Origin of the sequence: Burkholderia sp. BCC1999, from assembly GCF_905339975.1 — a bacterium.
Classification (GTDB): Bacteria; Pseudomonadota; Gammaproteobacteria; order Burkholderiales; family Burkholderiaceae; genus Burkholderia.
The window spans coordinates 197,672-223,502 of record NZ_CAJPHP010000010.1 but is presented as its reverse complement, the minus strand read 5'-3'; the positions used below and the strand labels follow the sequence as shown (position 1 = coordinate 223,502).

The following is a 25,831-nucleotide window of genomic DNA, read 5'->3' as shown; positions in this document are numbered from 1 at the left end:
ACGATAGCCCGATATCTGCCACCGCCTGGACTGACGAATGGCCGCTGCACGCCGCTGCCGTGCATCCGCACCGGCCGCGCACGTGCGTCCGCGCACACACGCAGCCTGCACCGCGTTCGTGCAGCATGCGGGCGCTCCGTTTCAGTCGCGTGTCATCGCGCACCCGCCACGCGCGATGCAGCTGCCGTGCCGTTGCGCACGCACCGGCCGGTTTCGCCCGTTCCTCCCGCTTGCCTTTCCACCGTTTCCGCCATTTGCGCCATTTCTGCCGGTCCGTGCCGCGCGAACCGGTAAAATGCGCGCCTTCGTCGCGCGGCCGGGCTGCCAGACCGTTCGCGCGCAGGCAACCGATCGTGCCCTCCAACTATATCGTCCGAGCTATCCGCGCTATTACAATCCGCCGATAGCCGGGCAATAGTGGCTGGTTACATTAAGCCGGCCGCGCGCTGCCTTTACAACAATTCGGCACAACAATCAACACGACAACCCGACCGGAGAAACGCCTTCATGGAATCCATCAAGCGGTATTTCGGCTTCGCTGAAGCCGGCACCGACTTCCGCACCGAAATACTCGCGGGCGTCACCACGTTCCTGACGATGGCCTACATCATCTTCGTCAACCCCGCGATCCTCGGCGATGCCGGCATGCCGAAGGAATCCGTGTTCGTCGCGACCTGCCTCGTCGCGGCGCTGGCGTCGATCATCATGGGGCTGTACGCGAACTACCCGATCGCGTGCGCGCCCGGCATGGGCCTGAACGCGTATTTCGCCTACACGGTCGTCAAGGGGATGGGCTTCACGTGGCAGGCCGCGCTCGGCGCGGTGTTCATCTCCGGCTGCCTGTTCCTGCTCGTCACGCTGTTCCGCGTGCGCGAGGCGATCGTCAACGGCATTCCGAAATCGCTGCGCATCTCGATCACCGCCGGTATCGGCCTGTTCCTCGGCATCATCTCGCTGAAGACCTCGGGTGTGATCGTCGGCAACCCGGCCACGCTCGTCACGCTCGGCGACCTGCACAAGCACGACACGATCCTCGCGATCGTCGGCTTCTTCACGATCGTCACGCTCGACCACCTGCGCGTGCGCGGCGCGATCCTGATCGGCATCATCGGCGTTACGGTCCTGTCGTTCTTCTTCGGCGACAACCAGTTCCACGGCGTGTTCTCCGCGCCGCCGTCGATCGATGCAACGCTGTTCAAGCTCGACATCCGCGCCGCGCTGTCGACCGGCATCATCAACGTGATCCTCGTGTTCTTCCTCGTCGAGCTGTTCGACGCAACGGGCACGCTGATGGGCGTCGCGAACCGCGCGGGCCTGCTCGTCGAAGGCAAGATGAACCGGCTGAACAAGGCGCTGCTCGCCGACAGCACGGCGATCGTCGCGGGCTCGGTGCTCGGCACGTCGTCGACCACCGCGTATATCGAAAGCGCATCGGGCGTGCAGGCAGGCGGCCGCACGGGCGTGACGGCGATCACCGTCGCGGTGCTGTTCCTCGCGTGCCTGTTCATCGCGCCGCTCGCCGGCGTCGTGCCGGCCTATGCAACGGCGCCCGCGCTGCTGTACGTGTCGTGCCTGATGCTGCGCGAGATGGTCGAGGTACCGTGGGACGATGCAACGGAAGCCGTGCCGGCCGCGCTGACCGCACTGCTGATGCCGTTCACGTACTCGATCGCGAACGGCGTCGCGTTCGGCTTCATCGCGTACGGCGGCCTCAAGCTGCTGACGGGCCAGGCGCGCACGGTCAAGCCGATCGTGTGGGTCATCGCGGCCGTGTTCCTGTTCCGCTTCTTCTATCTCGGCAGCGAGTAAGCGAAGCTAAGCGCCGCGCGGTACGATGAAAAAACGCCACCTTCGGGTGGCGTTTGCCTTGGGCGTGCCTGAACCGGCGTCGTCCGCGCCGGTCATGGCGTTGCAACCCCTTTCAGTTCCTCGTCGTACAGCCGCTGCGCCAGCGACGAATCGAGCGTCTTGACGCGGCGATACAACTGCACCGCGTCATCGACCCGCCCGGTGCGGCGATAAGCGACCGCCAGGTTGGCCATGACTTGCGCGTCATCGGGATACGTGCGGTTCATCTCCTCGAAGATCCCGACCGCCGCATCGGGCCGCTTGCCGCGAATCGCCGCGATGCCCATCGCCTCCCGCGCCAACCGGTTCGACGGATCGAGCTTCAATGCATGCGCAGCCGCGGCCGACGCTTCGTCGGGCTGGCCGATCTCGTTCAGTTCGCCCGCGAGCACCACCCATCCCGCCGCCAGGGATTCGTCCAGCGCAACCGCGCGCCGGAACGATGCGACGGCTTGCACATGCTGGCCCAGTTGCGCCAGCGTCACGCCGTGCATCCGCCATGCCCTCGCGTCGCTGTCGTTCAGCTTGAGGGATCGGTCGAGCGCGCTCAACGCATCGACATAGTTCGACTGTGTCATGTACAGCGCGCCGAGCCGCAACCAGTATTCGGCATTGTCCGGCGCCGCTTCAACGGCACTGTGCATCGCGCTGGACGCGTTGCCGGACTGGCCCTGCAGCGCATACGCCTGGGTCAGCGCGCCCTGGATGAGCGCGGTTGCGGCGGAATCGCCGCCCTTCTGCGCCTTCAGCGCGTGCTGGTAACTGGCGATCGCGTCCGCCAGGTGGCCGAGATCGTATTGCGCACGGCCGAGTGCGTACCAAAGCCGCGCATCGTCGGGAAAGGCCTTCAACCCGTCGTACAGCACGCCGATGGTTGCCTGGGCATCCTGCTGCGCCGAGGCCAGCAGGCTCCACGCATCTGCCTGGCGCGAACCGGTCAGTTCATGTACGCCCCGTTCGAACAACGGTCGCGCTTCGGCCTTGTCGCCGCGCCGCAAATACGCGATACCGAGATTCATCGGCAGCATCGCGTCCGACGGATCGGCACGCATGCCGGCATGAAACGCGTCGAGCGCGCGATCCATCTGCCCCAGCTCGGCATAGGTGTTGCCGAGCGAAGACCAGCCAAATGCGTATGACGGATCGTTTTCGACCGAACGGCGATAGGCGGCCAGGCTGAGCGCGCCGCGATCGGGCAGCCGGCTCGTGCGGTAGGCATTGCCGAGGTTGTTCCACGCCCACGCGCTTTGCGGTCGCGCGGCCGTCCATGCAAGGTCATGGCGAATCAGCCCGTCGACGTCGTTTGCCACCGCGTACGCGCGCGCCTGGCTCATCCAGGCGGTCGCTTCGAGCGGCAGGTCGACGGCCGGCATCTTCGCCGCCACGGTCGCCATCCACTCGACCGGCAGGACCATATAGAGCGATGCGGCATTGTCCGCGCGGACGCCCACCATGCCGATCAGATTGCCTTGCTCATCGTAGACGCCGGCGCCCGGTTCGGGCAGGTGCGGCGACGCCGGATCCGGCGACGCGACCAGGCCGGAATGCACGCCGCCGTCCGCGGCCCACGCATGGCAGCACACGCGCAGCGCAACGGGATCGCGACGGTCGAATCGCGCGCCCGCCAGATAGGCGGTCGTGGCTGCTTCCGGACTTCGCGCCGTCAACGGCACGGCGGCGACGTCGAGACCCGTCGCTTCGACGATGCAAATGTCCCGATCCTGGTTGCCCGCGACGAGTCGCGCGGGAAGACGGCGGCCATCGGCCGATGCGATGTCGAATGCCGGCCGGCCGGCGAGCCGATGACACGGCGTCGCGACACGCCCCGGCGCCACGACGATGCCACCCGTCGTGACGTCGCCCGCGACGATGTCGACCTCACCGGGTGCGCGCCGACCGATCGCGTCGTCGTCCGACCGAACGGCCGCGTCGGCCATCGACATGCCGGCCCCGAGCAACCATGCGCCTGCCAGCAGACGGCGCGCCTTCCCCCATCCCGAACGATGCTCCACGTGCGGCGCCCTCTTTTTATTGTGTTGGTATTCGAATGATTTCTTCTGCGATCCTGACGAATCGGAACGCCAGTTCGCCTCGACACACTAGCAGCGGGCGCGGTGCAACGGCAATCCGGCGCCGCCCGCATACGAAAATGCCGCCCGACTCCGCCGAACGGCATTGCGTGAAAGGCAACGTCTTCGCGTGCGCCGCGCCCAGCCGCGCGCTCCGCAAGACGAGCGTCGTGTCGTCAGCGCCAGTTGGCCTCGTAGAAGCGCACGTAACCGCTGCGCAGCGTCACGCATTGCGCGCGTGTTTCCGACAGCAGGCGTCGTGCAGCCGCCTCGATACGGTCGCGGTGCTGGTCGAATGCGCCGACCATGTCCTCGAAGCGCGGCGATGCCGCACCGAAGTGGTCTTCCAGCGCCTCGGCGGTGATCTGACACTGGACGCGCTCGCCATTGACCAGTGCCGTGAATGCAAGCATCAGGTCACGCCCCGAATACTCAGGCTTCTCATTCGTGAAATGGATCTGCATGGGAGCCGCCTCGACCGGTAGAAAACGAATGACCGCGTCCGTCGTCCGCTACCGGCCGGACGAAATGTACGCGGGCTCGCCGGCGGAGGCCCCGACCGCGGAGTGTGGCGCGGTCGATGCATGCCGGTTGATTTCCACTTTAGACGGTTTCGCGCAGGAGACAAATATTCCCGCGTGCGTCGTTCCGACGCGCCATTCATCAGATCAGCGCGGCATCGGGCACCGTTTCGGAAACGGACGTCAGTGCGGATCGGTGGGCCAGACGTTGAGCGCGATCGCGGCGGTCGTGACGCCCACCGCAATCGCGGCCGCCCCGTATCGCACCGCATCGGTCAGATCGAACAGCAATCCGTGGATCGCCACGGCAATGCCGCCCAGCATGATGAACGTGGCGATGGCCGCCAGCACGACTCTCAGTTCCGTCCGAACCATGATGCGTCTCCCGAACGGATGCATGTCGCGTCGCATGCATGTTGCAATGCGGAACACGGCGCGTGCGTGCTCCATTTCCATCATTGCAGGCGGGCGCTTAAAAGCAAGGGGATTTTGATCGCGGTCGCGCATCGCACGTGGCGCTTGTATGATGATGCGTACCCGGACGGTCGGCTGTTGCGCCGGATGGTGCACCGCGAGCGGAGCAGCACTCCGCCGCCGGTTCCGATTCGGTCGGCCCGGGTTGCCCCGGGAACAGGAGACAAGTCATGCCGCAACCCTTCGTGCTGCCCGTCACCGCGGGTCGCACCGACCTGCTCGCGCAGGCGCATGCGCGTTCGACCGCGGTCGGCCTGCGCGCGCACGAACGCCCGGATTTTGCACCGCTGTCGCGCATCGCGCTGCGCGAACTGCTCGACACGAATCACGCGCTGTTCTCGCACGCGCGCCCGGTGATGGAAGACCTCCACGCGCAGATCGCCGATACGCAAAGCCTGGTGCTGCTGACCGACGCCGACGGCGTGATCCTGCACAGCATCGGCGATGCCGACTTCATCGAGAAAGCCAACCGCGTCGCGCTGTGCACCGGCGTGTCGTGGGCCGAAGGGGCGCGCGGCACCAACGCGATCGGCACCGCGCTCGCGTCGCGCCAGGCCGTCGTCGTGCACGGGTCCGAGCACTTCCTGCGCGCGAACCACATCCTCACCTGCTCGTGCGCGCCGATCGTCGATCCGTTCGGGCGCACGCTCGGCACGCTCGACGTGAGCGGCGACCCGCGCGGCTCCAGCCCGCATACGCTCGCGCTCGTGCGGATGTCCGCGCAGCTGATCGAGAACCATCTGTTCGCGAACCAGTGCGGGGAAGCGCTGCGGCTGCGCTTTCACGCGCACGAGGATTGCGTCGACTCGCTGTTCGCCGGGCTCGTCGCATTCGGCCCCGACGGCGGGCTGATCGCCGCGAACCGCAGCGCGCAATTCCAGCTCGGCGCGTCGTTCGACGCACTGCAGCATCAAGCCAGCGATGCGCTGTTCGGCATGCGCTTCGGCCAGCTCGCGCAGCAGGCCGCCCGCGCGCCGGGCGCCACGTTCCGCCTGACGCTGTCGACCGGCGTGCGCGTGCTCGCGCGCTGCGAATTCCCGGACGCGCAGAAAACGACCGTTGCCGTCACGCCGCCCGCGCCGGCCGTGCGCGTACGTGCGCCTGACCCCGACACGATCACGTTCGCGACGCTCGACACCGGCGACGCGCGCATGGCCGCCGTGCTCGAGCGCGTCGCGAAAATCCGCGGGCGCGACCTGCCGCTGCTGATCCTCGGCCAGACCGGCACCGGCAAGGAATGGCTCGCCCGCGCGCTGCACCAGGCGTCTCCGCGCGCGGACGGCCCGTTCGTCGCGGTCAACTGCGCGGCGCTGCCGGATTCGCTGATCGAGGCCGAGTTGTTCGGCTATGAAGACGGCGCGTTCACGGGCGCGCGCAAGCGTGGCAGCCCCGGCAAGATCGCGCAGGCCGACGGCGGCACGCTGTTTCTCGACGAGATCGGCGACATGCCGCTCGCACAGCAGGTCAGGCTGATGCGCGTGCTGCAGGAGCGCGCGGTCATGCCGCTCGGCGGCGCACGCGCGGTGCCGGTCGACGTGCGCGTGGTCTGCGCGACCCATCGCGACCTGCGCGCGATGATCGCGGATGGGACGTTCCGTGAAGACCTGTTCTACCGGATCAACGGGCTTGCCGTCACGCTGCCGGCACTCGCCGTGCGCACCGACCTGCCGGCACTCGTCGACCGGATTCTCGCGCGGCTTGCGCGCAGCGAACCGATGCCGCGCCGTATCGCGGCCGACGTGCTCGATGCATTCACGCGCCACCGCTGGCCCGGCAATCTGCGGCAGATGACCAACGTGCTGCGCACGGCCGGCATGCTCGCCGAAGACGAAGCCGAAATCGCGCTCGCGCATTTGCCCGACGATTTCTGGCTCGACTGCGAAGATGGGCCGGTTGCAACGGCAGCAACCACACCGGCCACACCGGCTACCGCGCACGAAGGCACGACGCTGCAAAGCCACCAGGCCGCGGTGATCGACGCCGTGCTCGCGCGGCACGGCGGCAACGTATCGGCGGCCGCGCGCGAGCTCGGCCTCGCGCGCAACACCGTGTACCGCTACCTGCGGCGGCATTGACGCCCCCGGCCGGCGGACGCTGCCCGCCGGCCGGTTCGGGTATGCTTGGCGCGTTGCCGCCGAACCGCCGCCCGCCTCAGTCATGACCGATCCCGACCACCCGCCCCTCGTGCGCATCGAGCCGCTCGGCACGACCTTCGACGCACCCGATTCGCTGACACTGCTCGAAGCCGCCGCGTTCGCGCGCGTGTCGCTGCCGCGCTCGTGCCGCAACGGCACGTGCCGAAGCTGCCTTTGCCGGATCGTCAGCGGCAGCGTACGCTACACGATCGAATGGCCGGGCCTGAGCCGCGAGGAAAAGGCCGACGGCTATACGCTGCCGTGCGTGGCCGTCGCGACGTCGGACCTCGTGCTCGACGTGCCCGACGCGGTCATGCTCGACTAGACGCGGCGTGCGGTCGCGCGCGCCGTCCTGCAACGCCTGATCCTGCATGGAGAACGCGATGGCCCAGCAAACCGATCGCATCGAGAAACACGCTCAGCTCGCGGCATCGCCCGAGCGCGTCTGGGAAGCCGTCAGCAATTCCGGCGAATTCGGCCAGTGGTTCGGCGTCACGTTCGACGGCCCGTTCGCGGCCGGCCAGCCGCTGTTCGGCCGCATCACGCCGACACGCGTCGACGACGACGTCGCCAAGGCGCAGGAGCCCTATGCGGGCACTGTGTTCGAGATCGTCGTCGATCGCCGCGAACCGAAACAACTGTTCTCGTTTCGCTGGCATCCGTTCGCGATCGATCCGAATTTCGATTACACGTCCGAGCCGATGACGCTCGTCACGTTCACGCTCGCCGCGCAGGCCGGCGGCACGCTGCTCACGGTCACCGAAACGGGTTTCGATCAGTTGATCGAAGCGCGCCGCGCGAAGGCGCGCGAGATGAACGACCAGGGCTGGGCCGCGCAGATGACGCTGATCACGAAATACCTGGCGAAGCACGCGTAGCGTGCCGCTTCGCCGCATGCCGCGGCCGACCCGCGGATCGACGTGCGTGGCATAATCCGCTCCATCGTCGCTCATACGCCACCGCGCATCGCATGCTGAGTCGTCGCCTCCGGAAGATCGGCAGTCTGATCGGGATGCTCGCCATCCTGATGACGGCGCTCGCGCCGACGATCTCGCAGGCGTTGACCACGCAAGGGCGTGTCGACGCGCTGCTGGCCGGCTACTGTACGGCCGCGCCGGCCGCCGGCGACCACTCTGCCGATGCGTCGACGAAGCGCCTGCAAGCCCACCTCCAGGCATGCGGCTATTGCAGCCTGCTTGCCCACACGCCCGCCCTGCCCGCGCCCGAACTGACGTTCGCGGCCAACGTGCGCGTGATCCAGCACCGCGCGGCCACCCGCTTCGAAAGCCTGCATCGCGCGCTGCCGCTCACGGCCGCGCAGCCGCGCGCCCCACCGTTCGCGTCCTGATCCGTTGTCGTCACGCGTGATGCCGTAGCGCATCGCGCGGCCCGCGCACGCCGCCCGCGTGCGTGACCTGTCACGTTTCGAAGGACGCTCACCGTCATGAACACCGCCACTTTCTTGCGCGGCGCACTCGCCGCGCTCGGCTTCATCGTCATCCAGGCTGCCCATGCGCATGCCATTCCGAAGACGCAGGACCCGGCCGCCGACGCCACGCTGTCGGCCGCACCGCACGCAGTCACGATCAATTTCAGCGAAGCGCTCGAACCGGCCTTCAGCTCGATCACCGTCACCGACAGCCACGGGCAATCCGTTGCCGACGGGAAGTCGGCCGTCGACGCCGGCAACCGGAAACGGATGCACGTCGCACTGGCCAGCCTGACGGCCGGCACGTACACGGTCGCGTGGGTCGCCGTTGCGAGCGACGGCCATCGCACGCAAGGCCGTTACACGTTCACGCTGAAGTAATGCACGCGCCATCCCCTGCATCCACCGATAAGGAAAACAAACGATGAAACGCTCGATTCCGACCGCGCTGCTGTTTGCACTGCTGGCGCTGCAAGCCCCTGCCACGTTCGCTGCGCCGGCCGTGCAGGCCGATGCGTGCTGGATCCGCGCGATGCCGGCGACGGTGCCGTCGTCCGGCTACTTCACGCTGAAGAACGACGGCGACGCACCCGCCACGCTGACGGGCATCGACAGCCCCGCGTACGGCATGGCGATGGTGCATGAAACGCAGACGAACGGCAGCACCGCGAAGATGGTTCATGTCGACTCGGTCGTCGTCCCCGCGCACGGCTCGGTGACGTTCAAGCCGAAGAGCTATCACGTGATGCTCGAGGAACCGCGCCAACCCGTCGCACCCGGCGCGAAGGTGCCGTTCCGGCTGCATTTCGCCGACGGCTCGACGGTGTCGGTCACCTGCGACGCGAAGCCGCCGACCTACGCCGGCCAGTAACGCGCCCCCGTACCCCGATCGAAGGAGACGCACATGAAAGACCGCCTGCCGCTGGCCGACCTGATCGTCCGTTACCGGACGCCGCTGAATCTCGCCGTGCTGATCGTCTGCGGGTTGTGGGCCGCGTGGATCGCATGGATGACGCGGCCCGCCGCGATCGACACGCCACCGTCGATCCCCGCGTACTGCATGCGCGACGCGCGCTGACGCGCCGCGCATGCGTGGTTCCGGCGGCGGCCCGCGCCATTATTGGCGTGGCATCATCGCTTCAATCGATTCATCCCGACCGCCGGAACCGCCACTCGGAGCGACGCATGTCCGTTCAGACCTGGATGCTGTTTGCCGCAGCCTATCTCGCCACGACACTGTCGCCGGGGCCGAACGTCCTGCTCGTGATCCGCAACACGGTGCGCTACGGTACGCACGGCACCGCCGCGACGATCGCGGGCAACCTCGTCGCGCAGGGTGTGGTCGTGCTGCTCGTCGCGCTCGGCGTCGGCGCGGTGCTGGCCGCGATGCCGCCGCTGTTCGTCGCGATGAAAATCGTCGGCGCCGCATACCTGATGGTGCTGGGCGTGCGGCAATTGCGCGGCGACCGCAAGGCCGCCGCGTCGACCGGTGCCGCGGAAATCGCCGTGCCCGACCGCAGGAAGCTGTTCCGCGAAGCGCTGTTCGTATCGGGCAGCAATCCGAAGACGATGATCTTCCTGTCGGCGTTCATGCCGCAGTTCATCGTGCACGACCGCCCGCTCGCACTGCAGTTCGCCGTGATGTACGCGACGATCGCCTGCACCGTCGTGATCGTTCACAGCGTTTATTCGGCCGGCGTGCGCCGGTTCCATCGCGGTTTCGGCATGAGCCGCGCGGTGCGCGCGCTCAAGCGCGGCAGCGGGCTGCTGTTCGTCGGGCTCGGGATCAAGCTGCTGACCGCGCGGCAGGCGTAAGCGGGCGATCGCGTCAGCGCATGTGGGCGGCGAGCGCCGCCGTGATCTCGTCGAACGACGGGCGCGCGTCGACATCCTCGTTCAGGCAGGCCGCCGCAAGCGCATCGAGGGCCGCCATGCGCGGCTCGCATCGCTCGAGCAGTTCGCCGAGCAGATAGCCGAACGCGCGCACTTCGAGCCGCTCGAACCTGCCGCCCTGCATGCGGTCGTTCACGTCGTAGAGCGACGCCGCACCGAAATCCCCGAGCAACGCGCCGCCGGCCCCGTCGTGCAGGATGTTGTGCGCATACAGGTCGCCATGCATGATGCCGCGCGCATGCAGATGGCCCGCGACCGACGCGATGCCGTGCGCGATCCGCACCGCTTCCGCCGGCGCGAATCGCGCGTCGGCCGCATACACGTCGCGCGTGCAAGACGCGAAACTCGGCGGCCCGGCGAGATTCTTCAGCGCCGGATCGACCAGTTCCATCACGAGGCCATGCGTGCCATCCGGATGCCCGCGCACCTTGCCGATCACCGGGATCAGGTCCGGATGGCGGCCGGCGTGCAGGCACGCGGCCATTTCGCAATCGGGCAAGCCGTCGCTCGTCACCGCGCCCTTGAACAGCTTGACGGCGACCGCCCGTGACGGCTGCCCTTCCGTGTGCCACTGCGCGCGGTAAATGACGCCCGATGCGCCCTCGCCCAGCTTCTGCTCACACGAAAGCGACGCCCAGTCGATCTCCACAACATCCGGCCCCGCGGAAGCAGCGGCCTCCGGCGCCGCGCCGAACGGATTGCCGGCGGCGGCGAGCCACGCGAGGCGCGGCTGGCGCAGCAGCCAGTCGGGCAGCGCATCCAGCCGGTTGGCCGACAGGCGCACCAGTTCGAGCGCGCGGCATGCGGCCATTTCGGCCGGCAGCGCGCGCAACCGATTGCCCGCGAGCATGAGCTTCTGCAACCGCGAACAGTCGCCGATATCGGCAGGCAGCGCATCGATTGCGTTGTCGGTGAGGATCAGCCAGCGCAGCGCGCGCGGCAGCGCGCCGCGCGGCACCGTGCGAATCCGGTTCGCCTTGAAGCCGATCATGTCGAGTTGCCCGCAAGCGCCGAGCACGTCGGGGAACGCGGTGAAGCGATTGCCGGACGCAAACAGGATGCGCAGACGATGCAGCCGCGGCAGGTCGTCCGGCAGCGCGGACAGCGCATTGCCGGTCAGGTCGAGCACTTCGAGCGTGTCGGCAAGATCGAAGATCTCGCGCGGAAATTCGGTCAACCCGCATGCGAGCTTGAGTTGCCGTGCGCCCGACAGTTGTCCGGCCTGCAGTTGTTCGAGGGTGTGGGTCACGGGAGAAAACAGGTTGCGGTTGCGATGATCGTCAGACCGATCCGACGAATTCTACCGGGATCGCTTTCGTGCAAAACCACAACCTTGTCACCCCCCCTTCACAAACGCGCAATGTGACGTTAGAATTGCGCCCCTTGCAGTGCCGACGTGGTGAAATTGGTAGACACGCTATCTTGAGGGGGTAGTGGCGAAAGCTGTGCGAGTTCGAGTCTCGCCGTCGGCACCAGGTTAATGCAATGCGCTGCTTGCCAGCGCAGCAGCCCATCGGGCATCAACCGGCGAAACACATCGCCGTCGAGCCGGCCGCCGCGCCGTCCACGATATCGCCTGCCGATATCGACTTCCGGGCCCCTCGCCGCGATCGCACACTCCCGAGCACCTTGACGACAACGACCTGCCCACGCACGTCATCGCCTCGTCTTGCGCCGCCCCCTTCCCCGGTCACGTTCCGCGCTTGAGCGGATACAGTTGCGCGTCGAAGTCGTCGAGACTCGGGAACACCAGCGGCTGCTCCGTCGCCAACGACGGCAACCGGTTTCGCCACGCATCCAGATAACCGCCCCGGACTTCGTTCGACACATACGGCACATGCCACGCGACGAACGGTTCGAGTACGTCGAGACCGGTGTACGCGAGCGTCCCCTGCAACAGGTGGCGCAGCATGCCTTGTAGCGAACCGTGCACGCGGTCGTTGCCGAACATGTGCGCCTGCCCGCCCAGCGTCAGGCTCACGATCGCACGCTTGCCCTTGAGACCGCCCCGATCGTAGAACCGCATGCCGCCGTAGACGGCGCCGGACACGAGTACGCGGTCGATCCACCCCTTCAGGATCGCGGGCGTCGAGAACCAGAACAACGGGAAATTCAGCACGAGCAGGTCACATCGCATCAGCTTGTCGAGTTCTCCCCGGATATCCGCACTGATGGTGCCGTTGGCTACGCCATGACGCTGCTCCAGCGCATAGACGCAGTAGTCGTCATTGGCACGCGCGCCGAAATCGTTCGCCGATGCGACGGGGTTGAAGCCCATCGCATAGAGATCCGACACCTCGACTTCATGCCCGTCCGCGCGCAACACGTCCTCGGCTGTGGTTTTCAAAGCAGTGCAGAACGATTGAGGCTCGGGATGAGCGTGAACGATCAGGACTTTCATGGCAATGGCTCTCGAATGAACGAATGGATCGTGATCCGGCCGGCTCGGCACGCGATCACCCGGTAGCGAAAGTGTCGCCGGTCGCCGGGTTGCTGTACATTGTCGAAATTGACTAATGTTGTGCCGAAACCGCCATGCACCGCGCCGCCATCCTTGCCTATGACGATTGCTACGCCTTCAGCCTGGGCGGGTTCGCCGACATCCTCCAGGTCGCGAATTCGCACCTGAAGAAGCAGCATGGAGAAACCGGCACGCGCTACGAGTGGCATTTCGTATCGCAGTCGGGCGGCCCGATCCGCACCAGCAACGGTCTCGAGGTGAACACGCAACCGATCCGGCCGCGGCAACGCTTCGATCTGGTGTTCATCCCGAGCGCGCATTACGCGGGGCACAAGGCGTTCGACAGGTTGCTGGCGAACCAGTCGGGCGCATGCGACTGGCTGATCACGCAATGGAATGCCGGCGCGTGCGTCGCGGCCAATTGCACGGGCACGTTTCTGCTCGCGCAAACCGGATTGCTGGACGGACGCGCGGCGACGACGACCTGGTGGCTCGCCGACCGGTTTCGCGCCCGGTTTCCGCGCGTGAACCTTCAGGTCGAACCTGTCATCACCGAAGTCGATCGCCTGATCTGCGCCGGTGCATCGGCGTCTTATCTCCTGCAGACGATTCACATCGTCGAGCGCCTCTCCGGCCCGACGGTCGCATCGCTTTGCGCGAAAACCATGCTCATCGACGTTAGCCAGACGCGCCAGACGCCCTACCTGCCGCTGCTCGCGGACAAGGCCCACGGCGATTCACTGGTTCATCGCGCGCAGCACCTGCTGCAGAAGAACATGGCGAAGGAGGTGCGGATGTCGGCGCTCGCGAACGAACTCGACGTCAGCGAGCGCACGCTGATTCGCCGCTTTCAGGCCGCACTGGACCAGACACCGCTGCGCTATTTGCAGAGCCTGCGGATCGAGGCCGCCCGCGGACTGTTCGAGGCCGCCGACCTCACGATCGAGGAAGTGGCCGTCAAGGTCGGCTATAGCGACGTGAGTTCGTTCTGCCGGTTGTTCAAGGAACGGGTAGGACTGAGCCCGGGCGCTTATCGGGGGCGCTTTCGCACGTCTTGACGTGGCCGATGCCGCGCGTCCGTCACGACGCCGGCACTTGCTGCATACGCGCTGTCGGCAAGCGAATGGCGGCACGGCCGGTGCAATCGATACACCGCTTCCCCGGCTGCCTGATCGCATGTAACGGATTGCGCACCACCGAAACACAATTCGACGCGACCTCCCGCGAATTTCAATCGGGACGCTTCAATTACATTTGCATTCCTGATCAACTTGCCGATGGCGCAAGAAAACGCGGCGTATTACCCGGTCGCAGCGACTATGCTGATGTAACGGGAATACGCGCCTGTGCCGGGCGCGCCGATACTCCCCGCTGCCGTGCGCAGCGATCTGGGGAACGCCTATGCAGTCGCGAGACCGGATTGCCTCGGAGCAGGTCAGGATCGTCTACGACGCCGTGATGCCCTACGCCGTCGGCAGCGTGTTGCTTGCCGTTCTCGCGACCCTGTCGATCGGCTGGCTGGGCCGTCCGGCTCCGGCGTCGGGCCTTGCGTGGCCCCTCTATACCGCGGTGTGCTCGGTCGGCCAGATCGTGCTGTCGCGCCTGTATCGCCGGTCGCCGTCGTCCGCGAGCCACTGGCGGCGCTGGGCGCTGTGGTTCTCCGCCTTCAGCACGGCCACCGGCATGGGCTGGGGATGGGCCTCGATTCATCTCGCGACGCACGCGGATGTCGAAATCGCGAGCCTGGTGGTCGTCGCGACGACCTGCGTCGTTGCCGGCGCCATCCCGGTGCTCGGCACGTACTTTCCGGCATTCATCGCCTTCCTGTTGCCGGCCACCGTTCCGTATATCGGCACCGCGATCCTGTCGACGAATGCGTTCCAGCCGGCGACCGCGCCGATGATGCTGCTGATCGCCTGCGTGGTCGGTTATCTCGGGCTGCGGGCGAACCATGCGGCCACGCAGAACATTCGCCTGCGCTTCAAGGCCGAACAGTACGCAGTCGAGCTCCAGGCGCAGAACGAACGGATCGAGCGGCTCGCCGTCGACCTCGACTGCCAGCGTCACATCGCCGACCAGGCCAATCTCGCCAAATCGCAATTCCTCGCGGCAGCCAGCCACGATCTGCGCCAGTCCGCGCATGCGTTGAATCTGCTGATCGGTGCGCTGCACGGCGTCCCGATGCCGCCGGACGGGCGGCGGCTCGTCGAGCGCATCGAGCGCTCGTCCGATGCGCTCAGCCGGCTCTTCGGCGCGCTGCTCGATCTTTCCCGGCTCGATGCCGGCAGCGTGGACGTACAGTGCCGGCCGTTTGCCATCGACACCGTGCTCGAGTGCGTCTGCAACGACTGCCTGCTCGATGCGCAAGCGAAAGGCGTCGCGCTGTCGCGCGTTCCGTGCCGCGCGGTGGTTCAATCGGATCCGCTGCTGGTCGAACGCATCGTGCGCAACCTCGTATCCAACGCGGTGCGCTACACCGAGCGCGGAAAAATCGTCGTCGGCTGCCGGCGCCGCGGCACCCGCCTCGCGATCCAGGTATGGGATACGGGCTGCGGCATTCCCGATCACCTGCAGAAGCTCGTGTTCCACGAGTACTACCAGGTCGGCAATGCCGAACGCGATCACGAGAAAGGCTTCGGGCTCGGGCTCGCGATCGTGCGACGGCTCGCCGGCCTGCTCGACGGCCAACTGGCCGTGCGCTCGACGCCCGGCCGCGGCTCGTGCTTCGAAGTCGCGATCGCGCTTGCCGCATGCATGCCCGACCCGCTCGACATGCCGATCGCCAGTCACGTCGACGTGCCCGGCTCGACGGGGCTCGTGGTCGTGGTCGACGGCAATCGCACGACCCGCACCGGGCTGTCCGCGCTGCTGACGGCGTGGGGCTACGAGACGATCGCGGTTCGCTCGGGCAAGGAGGCGCTGGACCGGCTGTCGGCCGGCGAGCGGCAGCCCGATCTGCTGATCTGCGACTACCTGCCGCCTCGCGGAGAAAACGGCATCGCGGTGATCGAACGGCTGCGCCAGGACGTCGACGCCGCCCTGCCCGCCTTGCTGATCAGCGGCGATACGACCGACGAACAATTGGCCGCGGCGCACACACGCGGGCTGGTTCTGCTGCATCGGCCGTTGCCGAACGGCAAACTGCGCGCGGCGGTCGGTCATCTGGTCGCCGCCGGTGCGCGCCGGCGCTCGACGACCGACGCGGACGCCCGCGGTGTCGCGATCTAGCAGCATCGTGCGTGCTCGCCGACCGCTGCCGGGTCGAGCACGATGCGTACGTTCGCGCCGGATGCGCCTGCGGCAGACGGCGCCTGTTTCGTACGGCCGGTATGCTTGCCAGCCCGCGCGGGCGGCCGGCACGCGACGCAGACGCGATTCGGCCGCAGGTCGTGACGATGAATCACGAACGCAGCGTGGCATCGGACACAGCGCGCCGTCGACAGCACCCCGCCGTCGACGAAACGCACCAGCATCCATGCGCGCGTCAGGTCGAGCAACGGTTCGCAGTGCGCCGCACCGCATCGCCCCGCATACAACCCGTAAGCCTTCACCAGCGCGTCGAGCCGCGAACACCGCGCACTGATCCGCAGGAAGCTGTAGATGTTGTGGAACAGCGACGCGTGGATGTTGGCCATCCACGTCATGTACCAGTCGCTGGAAAACGGCAGCAGGCCCTTCGGCGGCGGCACGCCACGCACCTCGCGATACAGTCGGACCAGGCGCTCGTGCGGCAGCGCCAGTTCGATCTCGAGCATCTGCGGACGCGCACCGAGCCGGATCAGCGTCACGGCATCGAGGACGAGCCGTGCGTTATCGGCGAGACTCGTCGCATGCGTGTGCTCGGCGCCGCCGTTCACGGCGTGTCCTGGTCGAAGGCCCCGATACTGGAGAGCGCGAGCGCGACGTGCAGCGGCGCGACTTCGTCCGGCGGCCCATGCCTCGCGAGCGCCTCGACCGTGTCGCAGCGGCTCAGTCGCAGCACGCAGATCAATTGCCCCGACGAGGCCAGGTTCAGCATCGATCGCATCGACAGGCTTTCCAGTGCACCCGCCATTTCCGGTGTCGTGCCGAGGCGAAACATGCCGGTCGCGCGATCCGTCCGCAGCAACCGCTGCGCCAGCCACAGATAAGACATGTTCAGGTCGCGAATTAAATCCTCTTCATTGATAGTTTCCATGTTGCACCTTGATTGATATCGAATCAGGCTGATGGAGACACTCGTCAAATCCATGCGAAGGAACATGTCTCGTTTTACGGCGTGAATCGTCTGCTTCAGCGTCAATTGCCGGATCTTCAGAAGGCAATCAATTTAAATAAACAGTGCACCCCGTATTGGCACGTTCGGTTCTTTTTATCGTATAGTCAGCACCCGGGTTCGATCGCACCCCGAAAAACCTCGGCTTTTGCAGCTTGCCCGGGCCCTTGCCATCTCGATCTTCGTTACGCTCGTTGTGCGTCCCAGCGCACCGAAAACCGCGACGATTCAGTGTCAACCACGCTTTACCGGATGTAAATCCGACGTTAGCCCATGGAAAGACGGCGTCGAATACGACCAAAGTATTAAGACTTTTCGAAAACCCGGATTCCACATTAGCGAAAGATATCTGCCTCCGACTTTATTTTTATTTTCATGAAAATACTCATTGTCGATGATCATCCGGTTCTGCGAGACGGCGTGGCGACATTGTTGCGTCAGGATGACGGCGGGATGGTCGACATTCAGGCGAGCAACGCCGACGATGCGATGCGGCTGCTCGAGCTGCACGCAGACCTCGACGTCATCGTCCTGGATCTGAAAATGAGCGGCATGGACGGGTTCGCCGCGATTGCCGGGATCACGCAGCTCCGGCCCGAACTGCCGATCGTCGTGCTGTCTTCGTCCGAGGACCCGCATGACGTACGTGCGGCCTTCACGCATGGCGCGCTCGGCTACATCCCCAAGTCCGCCCCCGCGCATACCCTGCTGTCGGCCATCAAGATGGTGGTGAACGGCGAGCGGTACGTGCCGCCGCTGCTGCTCGACATGCAATCGACGCATCGCGACCCGCCGCCCGCGCACGAACCCGACGGCCCGCGCCTGACGTCGCGCCAGCTCGACGTGCTGCGCCTGATCGCGCAAGGCGTGCCGAACAAGTTGATCGCCGACCGGCTCGGCCTGTCCGAGAAAACCGTGAAAGCCCATATCACCGCCATCTTCAAGGCATTGCACGTGCGCAATCGCACCCAGGCGGCGGCTGCGGGCCAGCGCCTGGGGCTCCTCTGATCGCCGTCGCGGCATCATCGTGCCGCGCCGGTCGCCGGCACCGCACTGCCCGACGACTGCATCAGGCCGGTGCGCACCTGCGGCATCGCCGTCGTCGCCGCACCGGCGGCCGCGATCGTGCCTGACGACGATGCGCCGACCGGCTGGACCAGTGCGACGCCGTCCAGCGTGTTGCCGCTGGCGACGACCTGGCTGGCCGTGCAGCCGCTCGACAGCAGCGACACCGCGGTACCCGCAATCGACGCGAACGTGTTGCCCTCGACCGCGAACTCGCATACGTTGCCCAGGGCCCGGAATCCCGAATAGCCCGATCCCGTCACGCGATTGCGCGTGATCTTCACGTGCGACACCGTGCCCGACCACGTGTCCAGTTCGAGCGCGCCCTGCTGCGTCGGCTGCAGCCCGTTGTTCACGTTCGCATTCTGGATGTTGGTCACCACGTTGCTGTCGATCACGACGTTCGATACGCCGTAGGTACGCCAGCCGTCCTCCTGGGCGACGAGAATGCCCGCCGCCTTCTGCACCCCGGCGACCGTGTTGTTCGAGATCGTCACGGCCTGGCCGCCGACCACCGAAATGCCGCGCCCCCAATAGTTTCCCGACACGGAGTTATGATCGATCAGCACATTGTTGCTGACGCGGCCGTCGCCCAGATAGCTGACGACGGAGATCAAATCGTCGCCGGTAGCTGTCACCGTATTGCCCTGCACGAGCACGTTGGTCGAGCCGTAGGTCGTATGGATGCCGTCGGCCAGCGTGGCGCTCACCGTATTGCCGACGATCGCGACGTTGCTGCCACCGAACACGAAGATCCCGGCGCCGGCGCCGCCCTGGATCGTCACGCCGAGCACCTGGACGCCCGTGCCCGTCACCTCGACCTTGGTCGACGCCGGTATCGTGAGCCGCGTCGTACCCGTGCCGATCAGCGTCACGCCCACCAGCGTCGAGCCGGTGCCGCTCATCACGATCGTCTGGTCGGATGGATTGGTCGCGACGAGCGTGGCGCCGTAGCCCGATACCACGACGCCCGACATCGCCACCGACAACGAGCGGCTGACCGTGTAGCGCCCCGGCGCGAGTATCAGCGTCTGCCCGGCCTGCAACGCATTGAGCGCAGCCTGCAACGCATCGGTCTGGTCGCTGCCGTCGCTTGCCGGCCGGATTGTCGCGGCTGCCGGTACGGCTGGCGCCGGTGCCGCCGGTCGCAGCCGCGTGCCATGTCGCGGTGCGTTGTACTCCGTGAGCGTCGCGGCGCAAACCTGGACCGGGAAGCTGGCAACGGCGCACGCCCATGCAACAACCCCGGCGCCGACGATACGAAATGACCTGGTCATGATGACCCCCTCGATAGGCATCCGCCCGACGCAGCGCACGATGCGACGGCATCCGGTCGCACGGCATCGACGGTCGGCCGGCGTACCGGCGCGACACGTGTCGAACATCAGGGCGTAACGATTTCGTTCGGAAACAGTCGGACAACGCCCGTGCCAGGCCATTGCCCGCTCGTCTGCCGATACCAGGCGGGCCGCTCCCCCAAGAGCGGTCGATGTCGACGGTGCCGGCAGCGTGCGACCGTCGGGCGACATGCCGAAGCGCTTGCGCGAGCGACGTGGGGCGGACGGCTTCGTGTCCCGTCCCGTACGATCATTTCGCTCGATTTGAAGTCTATTTCGCCGTCGGCGCGCGTAAATCGGACAGAAGCCGCGCGACCGTCGTAGGACGGGTCCCGAGCCTGCAGCGCGGCGGAGCACGAGACGGCGTACGACTCGTCAGGCCGGCATGAGTGTGTCGGGAAACAGCGGAGGGAGCGTCAGGAGGGAGACAGCAGGCCGCAACCGGGATCGATTCCCGATCGGGTAGACGGCGTCATCGGATGGACAAGATTCCAGAAATATTCAGGAGTACATTAGAATTAAGATGTGTCGGTCGTTCACGAGAACGCCGACATGCGAATTGCGCAGACGCACGGTTCGGCGTCTGCGCGGAAGAAAGGTGGCGCAGCCGATCAGGCGCCCGCGGTCTGCTTGACCGACGCGGCCAGCTCCGCGTCCATGAGTGCGGCGTTCGCCTCCGCGTCGCTCTCCGACAGCAGCTCGCCCTCCCATTTGGCCACCACCGCACTGGCGATCGAGTTGCCGACCGCATTGGTGGCCGAGCGCCCCATGTCGAGGAACGTGTCGACGCCGAGAATCAGCAACAGGCCAGCTTCCGGGATGTTGAACTGGTGCAGCGTTGCCGCGATCACGACGAGCGAGGCGCGCGGCACGCCGGCCATCCCCTTCGACGTCAGCATCAGCACGAGCAGCATCGACACCTGCGTGCCGAGCGACAGATGAATGCCGTAGGCCTGCGCGATGAACAGCGATGCGAACGTGCAGTACATCATCGAGCCGTCGAGATTGAACGAGTAGCCCAGCGGCATCACGAAGCTCGAGATCTTGCGCTTCACGCCGAAGCGGTCGAGTGCATCGAGGATCTTCGGATACGCGGCCTCGGAACTCGCCGTCGCGAACGACAGCATGAACGCTTCCTTGATCAGCACCAGCAGCTTGAATACGCGAGGGCCGATGAACAGCAGCCCGGCCAGCACCAGCAAGGTCCAGAGCAATGTCAGGCTCAGGTAGAAGTCGGCCATGAACACGGCAAACTTGTACAGGATCGACAGCCCGTTGACCGCGACCGTCGCCGCCATGGCGGCCATCACGGCCAGCGGCGCGAGCTTCATCACATAGCCGGTGATCTTCAGCATCATGTGCGACGTCTGTTCGATCACGGCCACGAGCGTCGCGGCCCGTTCGCCGAGCGAAGCCAGCGCCACCCCGCAGAACATCGAGAACACGACGATCTGCAGGATCTCGTTATTGGCCATCGATTCCGCGAAGGATTTCGGCACCATGTGCCCGATGAAATCCTTCAGCGTGAACTTCGACGTCGCGAGATTCGCCGTCGCGCCGATATCGGGCAGCGGCAGGCCGAGGTTCTCGCCGGGCCGCAGGACGTTGGACATCAGCAACCCGAGCAGCAGCGACAGCAGCGAAGCCGTCACGAACCAGCCGAGCGCCTTCGTAAACACGCGCCCGACCGACGCCGCGTCGCCCATGTGCGCAATGCCGACCACCAGCGTCGAGAACACCAGCGGGCCGATCACCATCTTGATCAGCCGCAGGAACACGTCGGATACCAGCGAGATATAGCCGGCGATCTCCGTCGCGGCCTGCTTCTCCGGAAAATTGGTGTAAATCATGTAGCCGATGATGATCCCCATCACCATCGCGGCCAGGATCCATACGGCCGCGCCTCCCCTTCTCTTCATGATAAGGATTCCTTTTCTTTATGAACGAGTCAGCCTCGTCGAAATCGATTGACCGACCATACGCGATCAATCGCCACGTGGTCGCTTCGATCCGCCTCCACCGGATCGACCCGGTCGCACCAGCGCCTTACAGATCGCTTCCTTGCTTGCCTGTAAGGCGCCACCTGCTTCACCGGATACCCGATCCTCCCGTTTCATATTCCGGCGCACAAGGCGCGCTGACATTCATTGACAATCCATCTGCAGACCTGACGATGCGATCTGGAAATCCATTATCGAAAACCCGATGGCAGCGCCAAACATCGCGCGTCACAACAGCGGCAACGCATTCCGGATGTGCTCGGCAAATGCCGCCGTCAGATGCGACGGTCGTTTCCGGTCGAATTTCAGCGTGATGCCGACAGCCGGCAACGGCGGCAACCGCGGCTCGCCGGTGACGATCGCGAGGTCGGCCGGCACGGCCGTCTGCGTCATCACCGCGAACGCCTGCCCCGAGCGCACCAGCGCGATCAGTCCCGCGAGGCTGCTGCTCGCATACGCGACGCGGTAATCACGGCCGACGCGATCCAGTGCTTCACAGGCTGCGAGGTGATCGAGCGTATCGCGATCGGATAGCGCGAGCGGCAGCGGATCGAAATGTTCGGGCTCCAGCCCCGGGTAACCGATCCACACGAGTTGCTCGCGGCGAATGATGTCATCGGTCGCGCCGTCGTCCGGCAATGAAATCATCGCGAGATCGACCGCACGTTTGTCCAGCTGTTCGATCAGCCGCGGTGTCGGCCCGCATACGACCTCGACGATCGCCTGCGGATGCTGGCTCGAAAACTGCCGCAGCAGCGACGGCAGCCAGACCTCCGCATAATCGTCCGGGCACCCGAACCGGATCGTCCCCGACAGCCCCGTGCCGCACAGGTCGGCCATCGCCTCGTCGTGCAGCCGCAGGATGCGTTGCGCATGCACGAGCAGCCGCTCGCCCGGATGCGTCAGCACCACGCCGCGGCCGGTGCGCTGGAACAGCGGCTGGTCGACAACTTCCTCGAGCCGCTTCATCTGCTGGCTGAGCGCCGACTGCGTCCGGCCGACGCGCGCAGCCGCGCGGCTGAGCGCGCGCACCTCGGCGATCGCGACGAACGAACGCAGCAGGTCGATTTCAAGCGAACGCCCCAAGGTATTAGCTCCTTTTCTACCTTGCATAAGAACTATTCGTTTCCATCAAACCAGACGCGCGCCTAGACTGCAAGCGATCCCTGCCCCTTTGCCCGGAGACGCCCGATGTCCCTGAACGACGATGCAACCTTCTGGCGCAACGCCAGGCAGCACCTGGTCCGCTACGGCGGCACGTTCGAGCCGCTGATCATCGAGCGCGCGAAAGGCAGCTTCGTCTACGATGCCGACGGCCGCGCGATCCTCGATTTCACGTCGGGCCAGATGAGCGCGGTGCTCGGCCACAGCCATCCGGAGATCGTGTCCGTGATCGGCGAATACGCGGGCAAGCTCGACCACCTGTTCAGCGGCATGCTGTCGCGGCCGGTCGTCGATCTCGCGACGCGCCTCGCCGACGTCACGCCGCCCGGGCTCGATCGCGCGCTGCTGCTCAGCACCGGCGCGGAATCGAACGAAGCGGCAATCCGGATGGCGAAGCTCGTCACCGGCAAGTACGAGATCGTGGGCTTCGCGCAGTCGTGGCACGGCATGACGGGTGCGGCCGCGTCGGCCACGTACAGCGCGGGCCGCAAGGGCGTCGGCCCGGCGGCGGTCGGCTCGTTCGCGATTCCGGCGCCGTTCACGTACCGGCCGCGCTTCGAGCGCAACGGCGCCTACGACACCCTCGCCGAACTCGACTACGCGTTCGACCTGATCGACCGCCAGTCGAGCGGCAACCTCGCCGCGTTCATCGCGGAGCCGATCCTCAGTTCGGGCGGGATCATCGAGCTGCCGGAAGGCTATATGGCAGCGCTCAAGCGCAAGTGCGAGGAACGCGGGATGCTGTTGATCCTCGACGAAGCGCAGACGGGCGTCGGCCGCACCGGCACGATGTTCGCGTGCCAGCGCGACGGCGTGACACCCGACATCCTGACGCTGTCGAAGACGCTCGGCGCCGGGCTGCCGCTCGCGGCCATCGTCACGTCGGCGGCCATCGAGGAACGCGCGCACGAACTCGGCTACCTGTTCTACACGACGCACGTCTCCGACCCGTTGCCGGCTGCGGTCGGCCTACGCGTGCTCGACGTGGTGCAGCGCGACGGGCTCGTCGCACGCGCCAACGTGATGGGCGACCGGCTTCGGCGTGGCCTGCTCGACCTGATGGAGCGGTTCGACTGCATCGGCGACGTGCGCGGGCGCGGGCTGCTGCTCGGCGTCGAGATCGTCAAGGATCGCCGGACGAAGGAGCCGGCAGACGGGCTCGGCGCGAAGATCACGCGCGAGTGCATGAAGCTCGGGCTCAGCATGAACATCGTGCAGTTGCCCGGGATGGGCGGCGTGTTCCGGATCGCGCCGCCGCTGACCGTCAGCGAGGACGAGATCGACCTCGGGCTGTCGCTGCTGGAGCAGGCGATCGCACGCTCGCTGTAACGCCCTTCTCCGCGTCGCGCGATCCGTCGCGCCGGTTCGTCCGACTGGTGCGACGGATCCCGAAGCAATCAGCCGGCTTCCGCCGCCCACGCTTGCGCATCGGCGCCGGCCGGCATGCGCATCGGGCTCGACGGATCGGTCGCCGCACGCCATACGGCTTCGGCGACATCCTCCGCATGGGTGATCGGCGCAGACGCATCGAGCATCCGCGCAATCGCCTTCCCGACGAAGTCCGCATACGCTTCATGCTCGAAGCCGTGCATGTTCGCGCGCGCGTTGTCGCCGAAACGCGTATCGGGCGCACGGCCCGGCAGCACGAGATGCGTGCGCACGCCGAACGGCGCGAGTTCGACCGCCATCGATTCGGTGAATGCGTTGACCGCCGCCTTGCTCGCGCCGTACGCGCTGACCAGCGGCAGCACCTTCAGCGTGACGCTCGACGTGACGTTCACGACCACGCCGGCGCCGCGCTCGCGAAACTGCGGCAGCACGGCCTGCGTGAGTGCGATCGTGCCGATCGTGTTGGTCTCGAACAACGCGCGTACCGTGTCGAGCGGCGTCAGCTCGGCCGGCGCGGCCGCGCCGAAGCCCGCATTGTTGACGAGCACGTCGATCGGGCCGGCCGCCTCGATCGCGACGCGGATGCTGTCCGCGTTCGTCACGTCGAGCGGCAGCACGCGCAGGTTCGCCGATGGCGGCAGCACGTCCTCGCGCGGCGTGCGCATCGTCGCGACGACGCGCCAGTCGCGGGCCAGGAAATGGCGGGCAATCTCGAGGCCGAAGCCGGAGGAACAGCCGGTGATCAGTACGGTCTTCATGCGAACTCCTGTGAGGTGTCGGGCAGGTGTTCGTACGATAGATGGCCGGATCCGTATTCGCTACAATCAAAAATCCGCTTTTCTTTTGCGAGAGTCCGGCGATGATCGACCCGCTGACCGAAGTCGTGACGCTGTTGCAACCGGGCGCGCGGTACTCGAAGTACGTGCGCGGCGCGAGCCCGTGGGCGATCAGCCGCACGGTCGCCGGCGAGCCGTTCTACTGCGCGATCCTCGACGGCGGGTGCCGGATCGCGATCGACGGGCACGCACCGATCGAGCTGCTGCCCGGCGACTTCATGCTGATTCCGGCCGCGTACGGTGTCGCGATGTCCAGCCTCGAACCGCCAGCGCCGGGCGTCGAAACCGCGCCGCCAGTCGCGCTCGATCACGGCGAATACCGGATTGGCGACTCCGCCAACCCGGTCGACACGCGGATGATGGCCGGCAACTGCAGCTTCGGTTCGCCCGACGCATCGCTGCTGGTGTCGCTGCTGCCGCAATTCGTGCACGTGCGCGGCGAACCGCGGCTGACCACGCTCGTGCAACTGGTCCGCGACGAATCGCGTGCGCAGCGTCCGGCCCGCGAGATCGTGCTCGCGCGCCTGCTGGAAGTGCTGCTGATCGAGGCGCTGCGCTTCACGTCCGGCACGAACGCGTCGCCCGGCCTCGTACGCGGGCTTGCCGACAGCCGCCTCGCGGTCGCGATCCGGCGGATGCACGAACGTCCCGCGCACCCGTGGACGATCGTCGAGCTGGCAAAGGAAGCCGCGCTGTCGCGCTCGACGTTCTTCGAACGCTTCAGCCGCGCGGTCGGCGTCGCACCGATGGAGTACCTGCTGACGTGGCGCATGGCGCTCGCGAGGGACCTGCTCCGCCGCAACGAGGGCCGCATCGCGGAGATCGCGGGGCGTGTCGGCTATAGCTCGGCCAGCACGTTCAGCGTCGCGTTCACGCGGCACGTCGGCCGGCCGCCCGCGCAATATGCACGCGACGAACAGGCGACGACGAACGACGCGTGAATGGCCGGGCCTGT

Annotated in this window: 25 protein-coding genes and 1 tRNA gene; 15 read left to right on the top strand and 11 right to left on the bottom strand. The window is 66.4% G+C overall.

The features are described 5' to 3' along the window. The first annotated feature begins 507 nt into the window (after nucleotides 1–507). The gene (locus tag U5809_RS16905) at nucleotides 508–1,809 is read left to right on the top strand and encodes an NCS2 family permease (protein WP_176048272.1); all 1,302 of its coding nucleotides are present in this window, start codon (nucleotides 508–510) and stop codon (nucleotides 1,807–1,809) included. Between the two features lie 92 nt (nucleotides 1,810–1,901). Here U5809_RS16905 and U5809_RS16900 read toward each other — a convergent pair whose 3' ends face one another. The 3 genes from U5809_RS16900 to U5809_RS16890 form a co-directional block, all read right to left on the bottom strand. Next, entirely contained in the window at nucleotides 1,902–3,860 is a 1,959-nt protein-coding gene (locus U5809_RS16900; RefSeq protein ID WP_322087365.1) for a tetratricopeptide repeat protein, read from the bottom strand. 233 nt (nucleotides 3,861–4,093) lie between these two features. Then, nucleotides 4,094–4,381, bottom strand: a complete 288-nt coding sequence (locus U5809_RS16895; protein ID WP_011354308.1) for a DUF1488 domain-containing protein — start codon at nucleotides 4,379–4,381, stop codon at nucleotides 4,094–4,096. Between the two features lie 240 nt (nucleotides 4,382–4,621). Then, nucleotides 4,622–4,897 (bottom strand): DUF2964 family protein, encoded by a 276-nt coding sequence (locus U5809_RS16890; protein WP_235212474.1) that lies wholly within the window; start codon nucleotides 4,895–4,897, stop codon nucleotides 4,622–4,624. Between the two features lie 185 nt (nucleotides 4,898–5,082). Between U5809_RS16890 and U5809_RS16885 the strand changes: the two genes are divergently transcribed. The 8 genes from U5809_RS16885 (at nucleotide 5,083) to U5809_RS16850 (ending at nucleotide 10,291) form a co-directional block, all read left to right on the top strand. Beyond that, the gene (locus U5809_RS16885; protein ID WP_322087364.1) at nucleotides 5,083–6,987 is read left to right on the top strand and encodes a sigma-54-dependent Fis family transcriptional regulator; all 1,905 of its coding nucleotides are present in this window, start codon (nucleotides 5,083–5,085) and stop codon (nucleotides 6,985–6,987) included. An 82-nt stretch (nucleotides 6,988–7,069) separates the two neighbouring features. Beyond that, on the top strand, nucleotides 7,070–7,372 hold the full coding sequence (locus U5809_RS16880) for a 2Fe-2S iron-sulfur cluster-binding protein (protein ID WP_077220533.1): 303 nt from the start codon (nucleotides 7,070–7,072) through the stop codon (nucleotides 7,370–7,372). 58 nt (nucleotides 7,373–7,430) lie between these two features. Continuing rightward, a complete protein-coding gene (locus U5809_RS16875) occupies nucleotides 7,431–7,925 on the top strand; it encodes an SRPBCC family protein (RefSeq protein WP_282508725.1) in 495 nt (164 codons plus the stop codon). A gap of 92 nt (nucleotides 7,926–8,017) precedes the next feature. After that, nucleotides 8,018–8,395 (top strand): DUF2946 domain-containing protein, encoded by a 378-nt coding sequence (locus U5809_RS16870; RefSeq protein WP_282508724.1) that lies wholly within the window; start codon nucleotides 8,018–8,020, stop codon nucleotides 8,393–8,395. Between the two features lie 96 nt (nucleotides 8,396–8,491). After that, nucleotides 8,492–8,857 (top strand): copper homeostasis periplasmic binding protein CopC, encoded by a 366-nt coding sequence (gene copC / locus U5809_RS16865; protein WP_322087363.1) that lies wholly within the window; start codon nucleotides 8,492–8,494, stop codon nucleotides 8,855–8,857. Between the two features lie 43 nt (nucleotides 8,858–8,900). After that, nucleotides 8,901–9,347, top strand: coding sequence for a copper chaperone PCu(A)C (locus tag U5809_RS16860; protein ID WP_322087362.1), 447 nt, complete (start codon nucleotides 8,901–8,903; stop codon nucleotides 9,345–9,347). A 33-nt stretch (nucleotides 9,348–9,380) separates the two neighbouring features. Then, nucleotides 9,381–9,554, top strand: coding sequence for a hypothetical protein (locus U5809_RS16855; protein WP_176048279.1), 174 nt, complete (start codon nucleotides 9,381–9,383; stop codon nucleotides 9,552–9,554). 107 nt (nucleotides 9,555–9,661) lie between these two features. Then, entirely contained in the window at nucleotides 9,662–10,291 is a 630-nt protein-coding gene (locus U5809_RS16850) for a LysE family translocator (protein WP_322087361.1), read from the top strand. 13 nt (nucleotides 10,292–10,304) lie between these two features. Here the strand turns inward: U5809_RS16850 and U5809_RS16845 are convergent, their stop codons facing one another. Next, the gene (locus U5809_RS16845) at nucleotides 10,305–11,618 is read right to left on the bottom strand and encodes a leucine-rich repeat-containing protein kinase family protein (RefSeq protein WP_322087360.1); all 1,314 of its coding nucleotides are present in this window, start codon (nucleotides 11,616–11,618) and stop codon (nucleotides 10,305–10,307) included. A 141-nt stretch (nucleotides 11,619–11,759) separates the two neighbouring features. Between U5809_RS16845 and U5809_RS16840 the strand changes: the two genes are divergently transcribed. Beyond that, a tRNA-Leu gene (locus U5809_RS16840) sits at nucleotides 11,760–11,844 on the top strand. A gap of 215 nt (nucleotides 11,845–12,059) precedes the next feature. Here the strand turns inward: U5809_RS16840 and U5809_RS16835 are convergent. After that, nucleotides 12,060–12,770 (bottom strand): NAD(P)H-dependent oxidoreductase, encoded by a 711-nt coding sequence (locus U5809_RS16835; RefSeq protein WP_322087359.1) that lies wholly within the window; start codon nucleotides 12,768–12,770, stop codon nucleotides 12,060–12,062. Between the two features lie 134 nt (nucleotides 12,771–12,904). Between U5809_RS16835 and U5809_RS16830 the strand changes: the two genes are divergently transcribed. Both U5809_RS16830 and U5809_RS16825 read left to right on the top strand, forming a co-directional pair. Beyond that, nucleotides 12,905–13,888: a GlxA family transcriptional regulator gene (locus U5809_RS16830; RefSeq protein WP_322087358.1), complete on the top strand. Its 984-nt coding sequence runs from the start codon at nucleotides 12,905–12,907 to the stop codon at nucleotides 13,886–13,888. A 343-nt stretch (nucleotides 13,889–14,231) separates the two neighbouring features. Next, a complete protein-coding gene (locus U5809_RS16825) occupies nucleotides 14,232–16,058 on the top strand; it encodes a hybrid sensor histidine kinase/response regulator (protein ID WP_322087357.1) in 1,827 nt (608 codons plus the stop codon). On the opposite strand, the gene flhC is transcribed toward U5809_RS16825, so the two are convergent. Together flhC and U5809_RS16815 are read right to left on the bottom strand one after the other, a co-directional pair. After that, complete coding sequence (gene flhC / locus U5809_RS16820) at nucleotides 16,055–16,687, bottom strand: flagellar transcriptional regulator FlhC (RefSeq protein WP_322087356.1); 633 nt, start codon at nucleotides 16,685–16,687, stop codon at nucleotides 16,055–16,057. The two genes, U5809_RS16825 and flhC, sit on opposite strands and share 4 nt — an antisense overlap. Then, nucleotides 16,684–17,112, bottom strand: coding sequence for a flagellar transcriptional regulator FlhD (locus U5809_RS16815; protein ID WP_322087355.1), 429 nt, complete (start codon nucleotides 17,110–17,112; stop codon nucleotides 16,684–16,686). The genes flhC and U5809_RS16815 overlap by 4 nt, the downstream gene beginning before the upstream one ends. 348 nt (nucleotides 17,113–17,460) lie before the next feature. Here U5809_RS16815 and U5809_RS16810 point away from each other — a divergent pair, with 348 nt between their 5' ends. After that, nucleotides 17,461–18,093 carry a response regulator transcription factor gene (locus tag U5809_RS16810; protein ID WP_322087354.1) on the top strand — a complete coding sequence of 211 codons (633 nt, stop codon included), beginning with the start codon at nucleotides 17,461–17,463 and terminating at the stop codon, nucleotides 18,091–18,093. Nucleotides 18,094–18,107: 14 nt separating this feature from the next. Here U5809_RS16810 and U5809_RS16805 read toward each other — a convergent pair whose 3' ends face one another. The 3 genes from U5809_RS16805 to U5809_RS16795 form a co-directional block, all read right to left on the bottom strand. After that, nucleotides 18,108–19,427, bottom strand: a complete 1,320-nt coding sequence (locus U5809_RS16805) for a right-handed parallel beta-helix repeat-containing protein (RefSeq protein ID WP_322087353.1) — start codon at nucleotides 19,425–19,427, stop codon at nucleotides 18,108–18,110. Nucleotides 19,428–20,098: 671 nt separating this feature from the next. Continuing rightward, a complete protein-coding gene (locus U5809_RS16800; protein WP_322087352.1) occupies nucleotides 20,099–21,406 on the bottom strand; it encodes a dicarboxylate/amino acid:cation symporter in 1,308 nt (435 codons plus the stop codon). Between the two features lie 309 nt (nucleotides 21,407–21,715). Further along, nucleotides 21,716–22,600, bottom strand: coding sequence for a LysR family transcriptional regulator (locus tag U5809_RS16795; RefSeq protein ID WP_282508712.1), 885 nt, complete (start codon nucleotides 22,598–22,600; stop codon nucleotides 21,716–21,718). A 78-nt stretch (nucleotides 22,601–22,678) separates the two neighbouring features. Between U5809_RS16795 and U5809_RS16790 the strand changes: the two genes are divergently transcribed. After that, nucleotides 22,679–23,980, top strand: coding sequence for an aspartate aminotransferase family protein (locus tag U5809_RS16790; RefSeq protein WP_322087351.1), 1,302 nt, complete (start codon nucleotides 22,679–22,681; stop codon nucleotides 23,978–23,980). 68 nt (nucleotides 23,981–24,048) lie between these two features. Here the strand turns inward: U5809_RS16790 and U5809_RS16785 are convergent, their stop codons facing one another. After that, the gene (locus U5809_RS16785) at nucleotides 24,049–24,798 is read right to left on the bottom strand and encodes an SDR family oxidoreductase (protein WP_322087350.1); all 750 of its coding nucleotides are present in this window, start codon (nucleotides 24,796–24,798) and stop codon (nucleotides 24,049–24,051) included. A gap of 41 nt (nucleotides 24,799–24,839) precedes the next feature. Here U5809_RS16785 and U5809_RS16780 point away from each other — a divergent pair, with 41 nt between their 5' ends. Next, nucleotides 24,840–25,817 (top strand): AraC family transcriptional regulator, encoded by a 978-nt coding sequence (locus tag U5809_RS16780; RefSeq protein WP_322087349.1) that lies wholly within the window; start codon nucleotides 24,840–24,842, stop codon nucleotides 25,815–25,817. Nucleotides 25,818–25,831 lie beyond the last annotated feature (14 nt).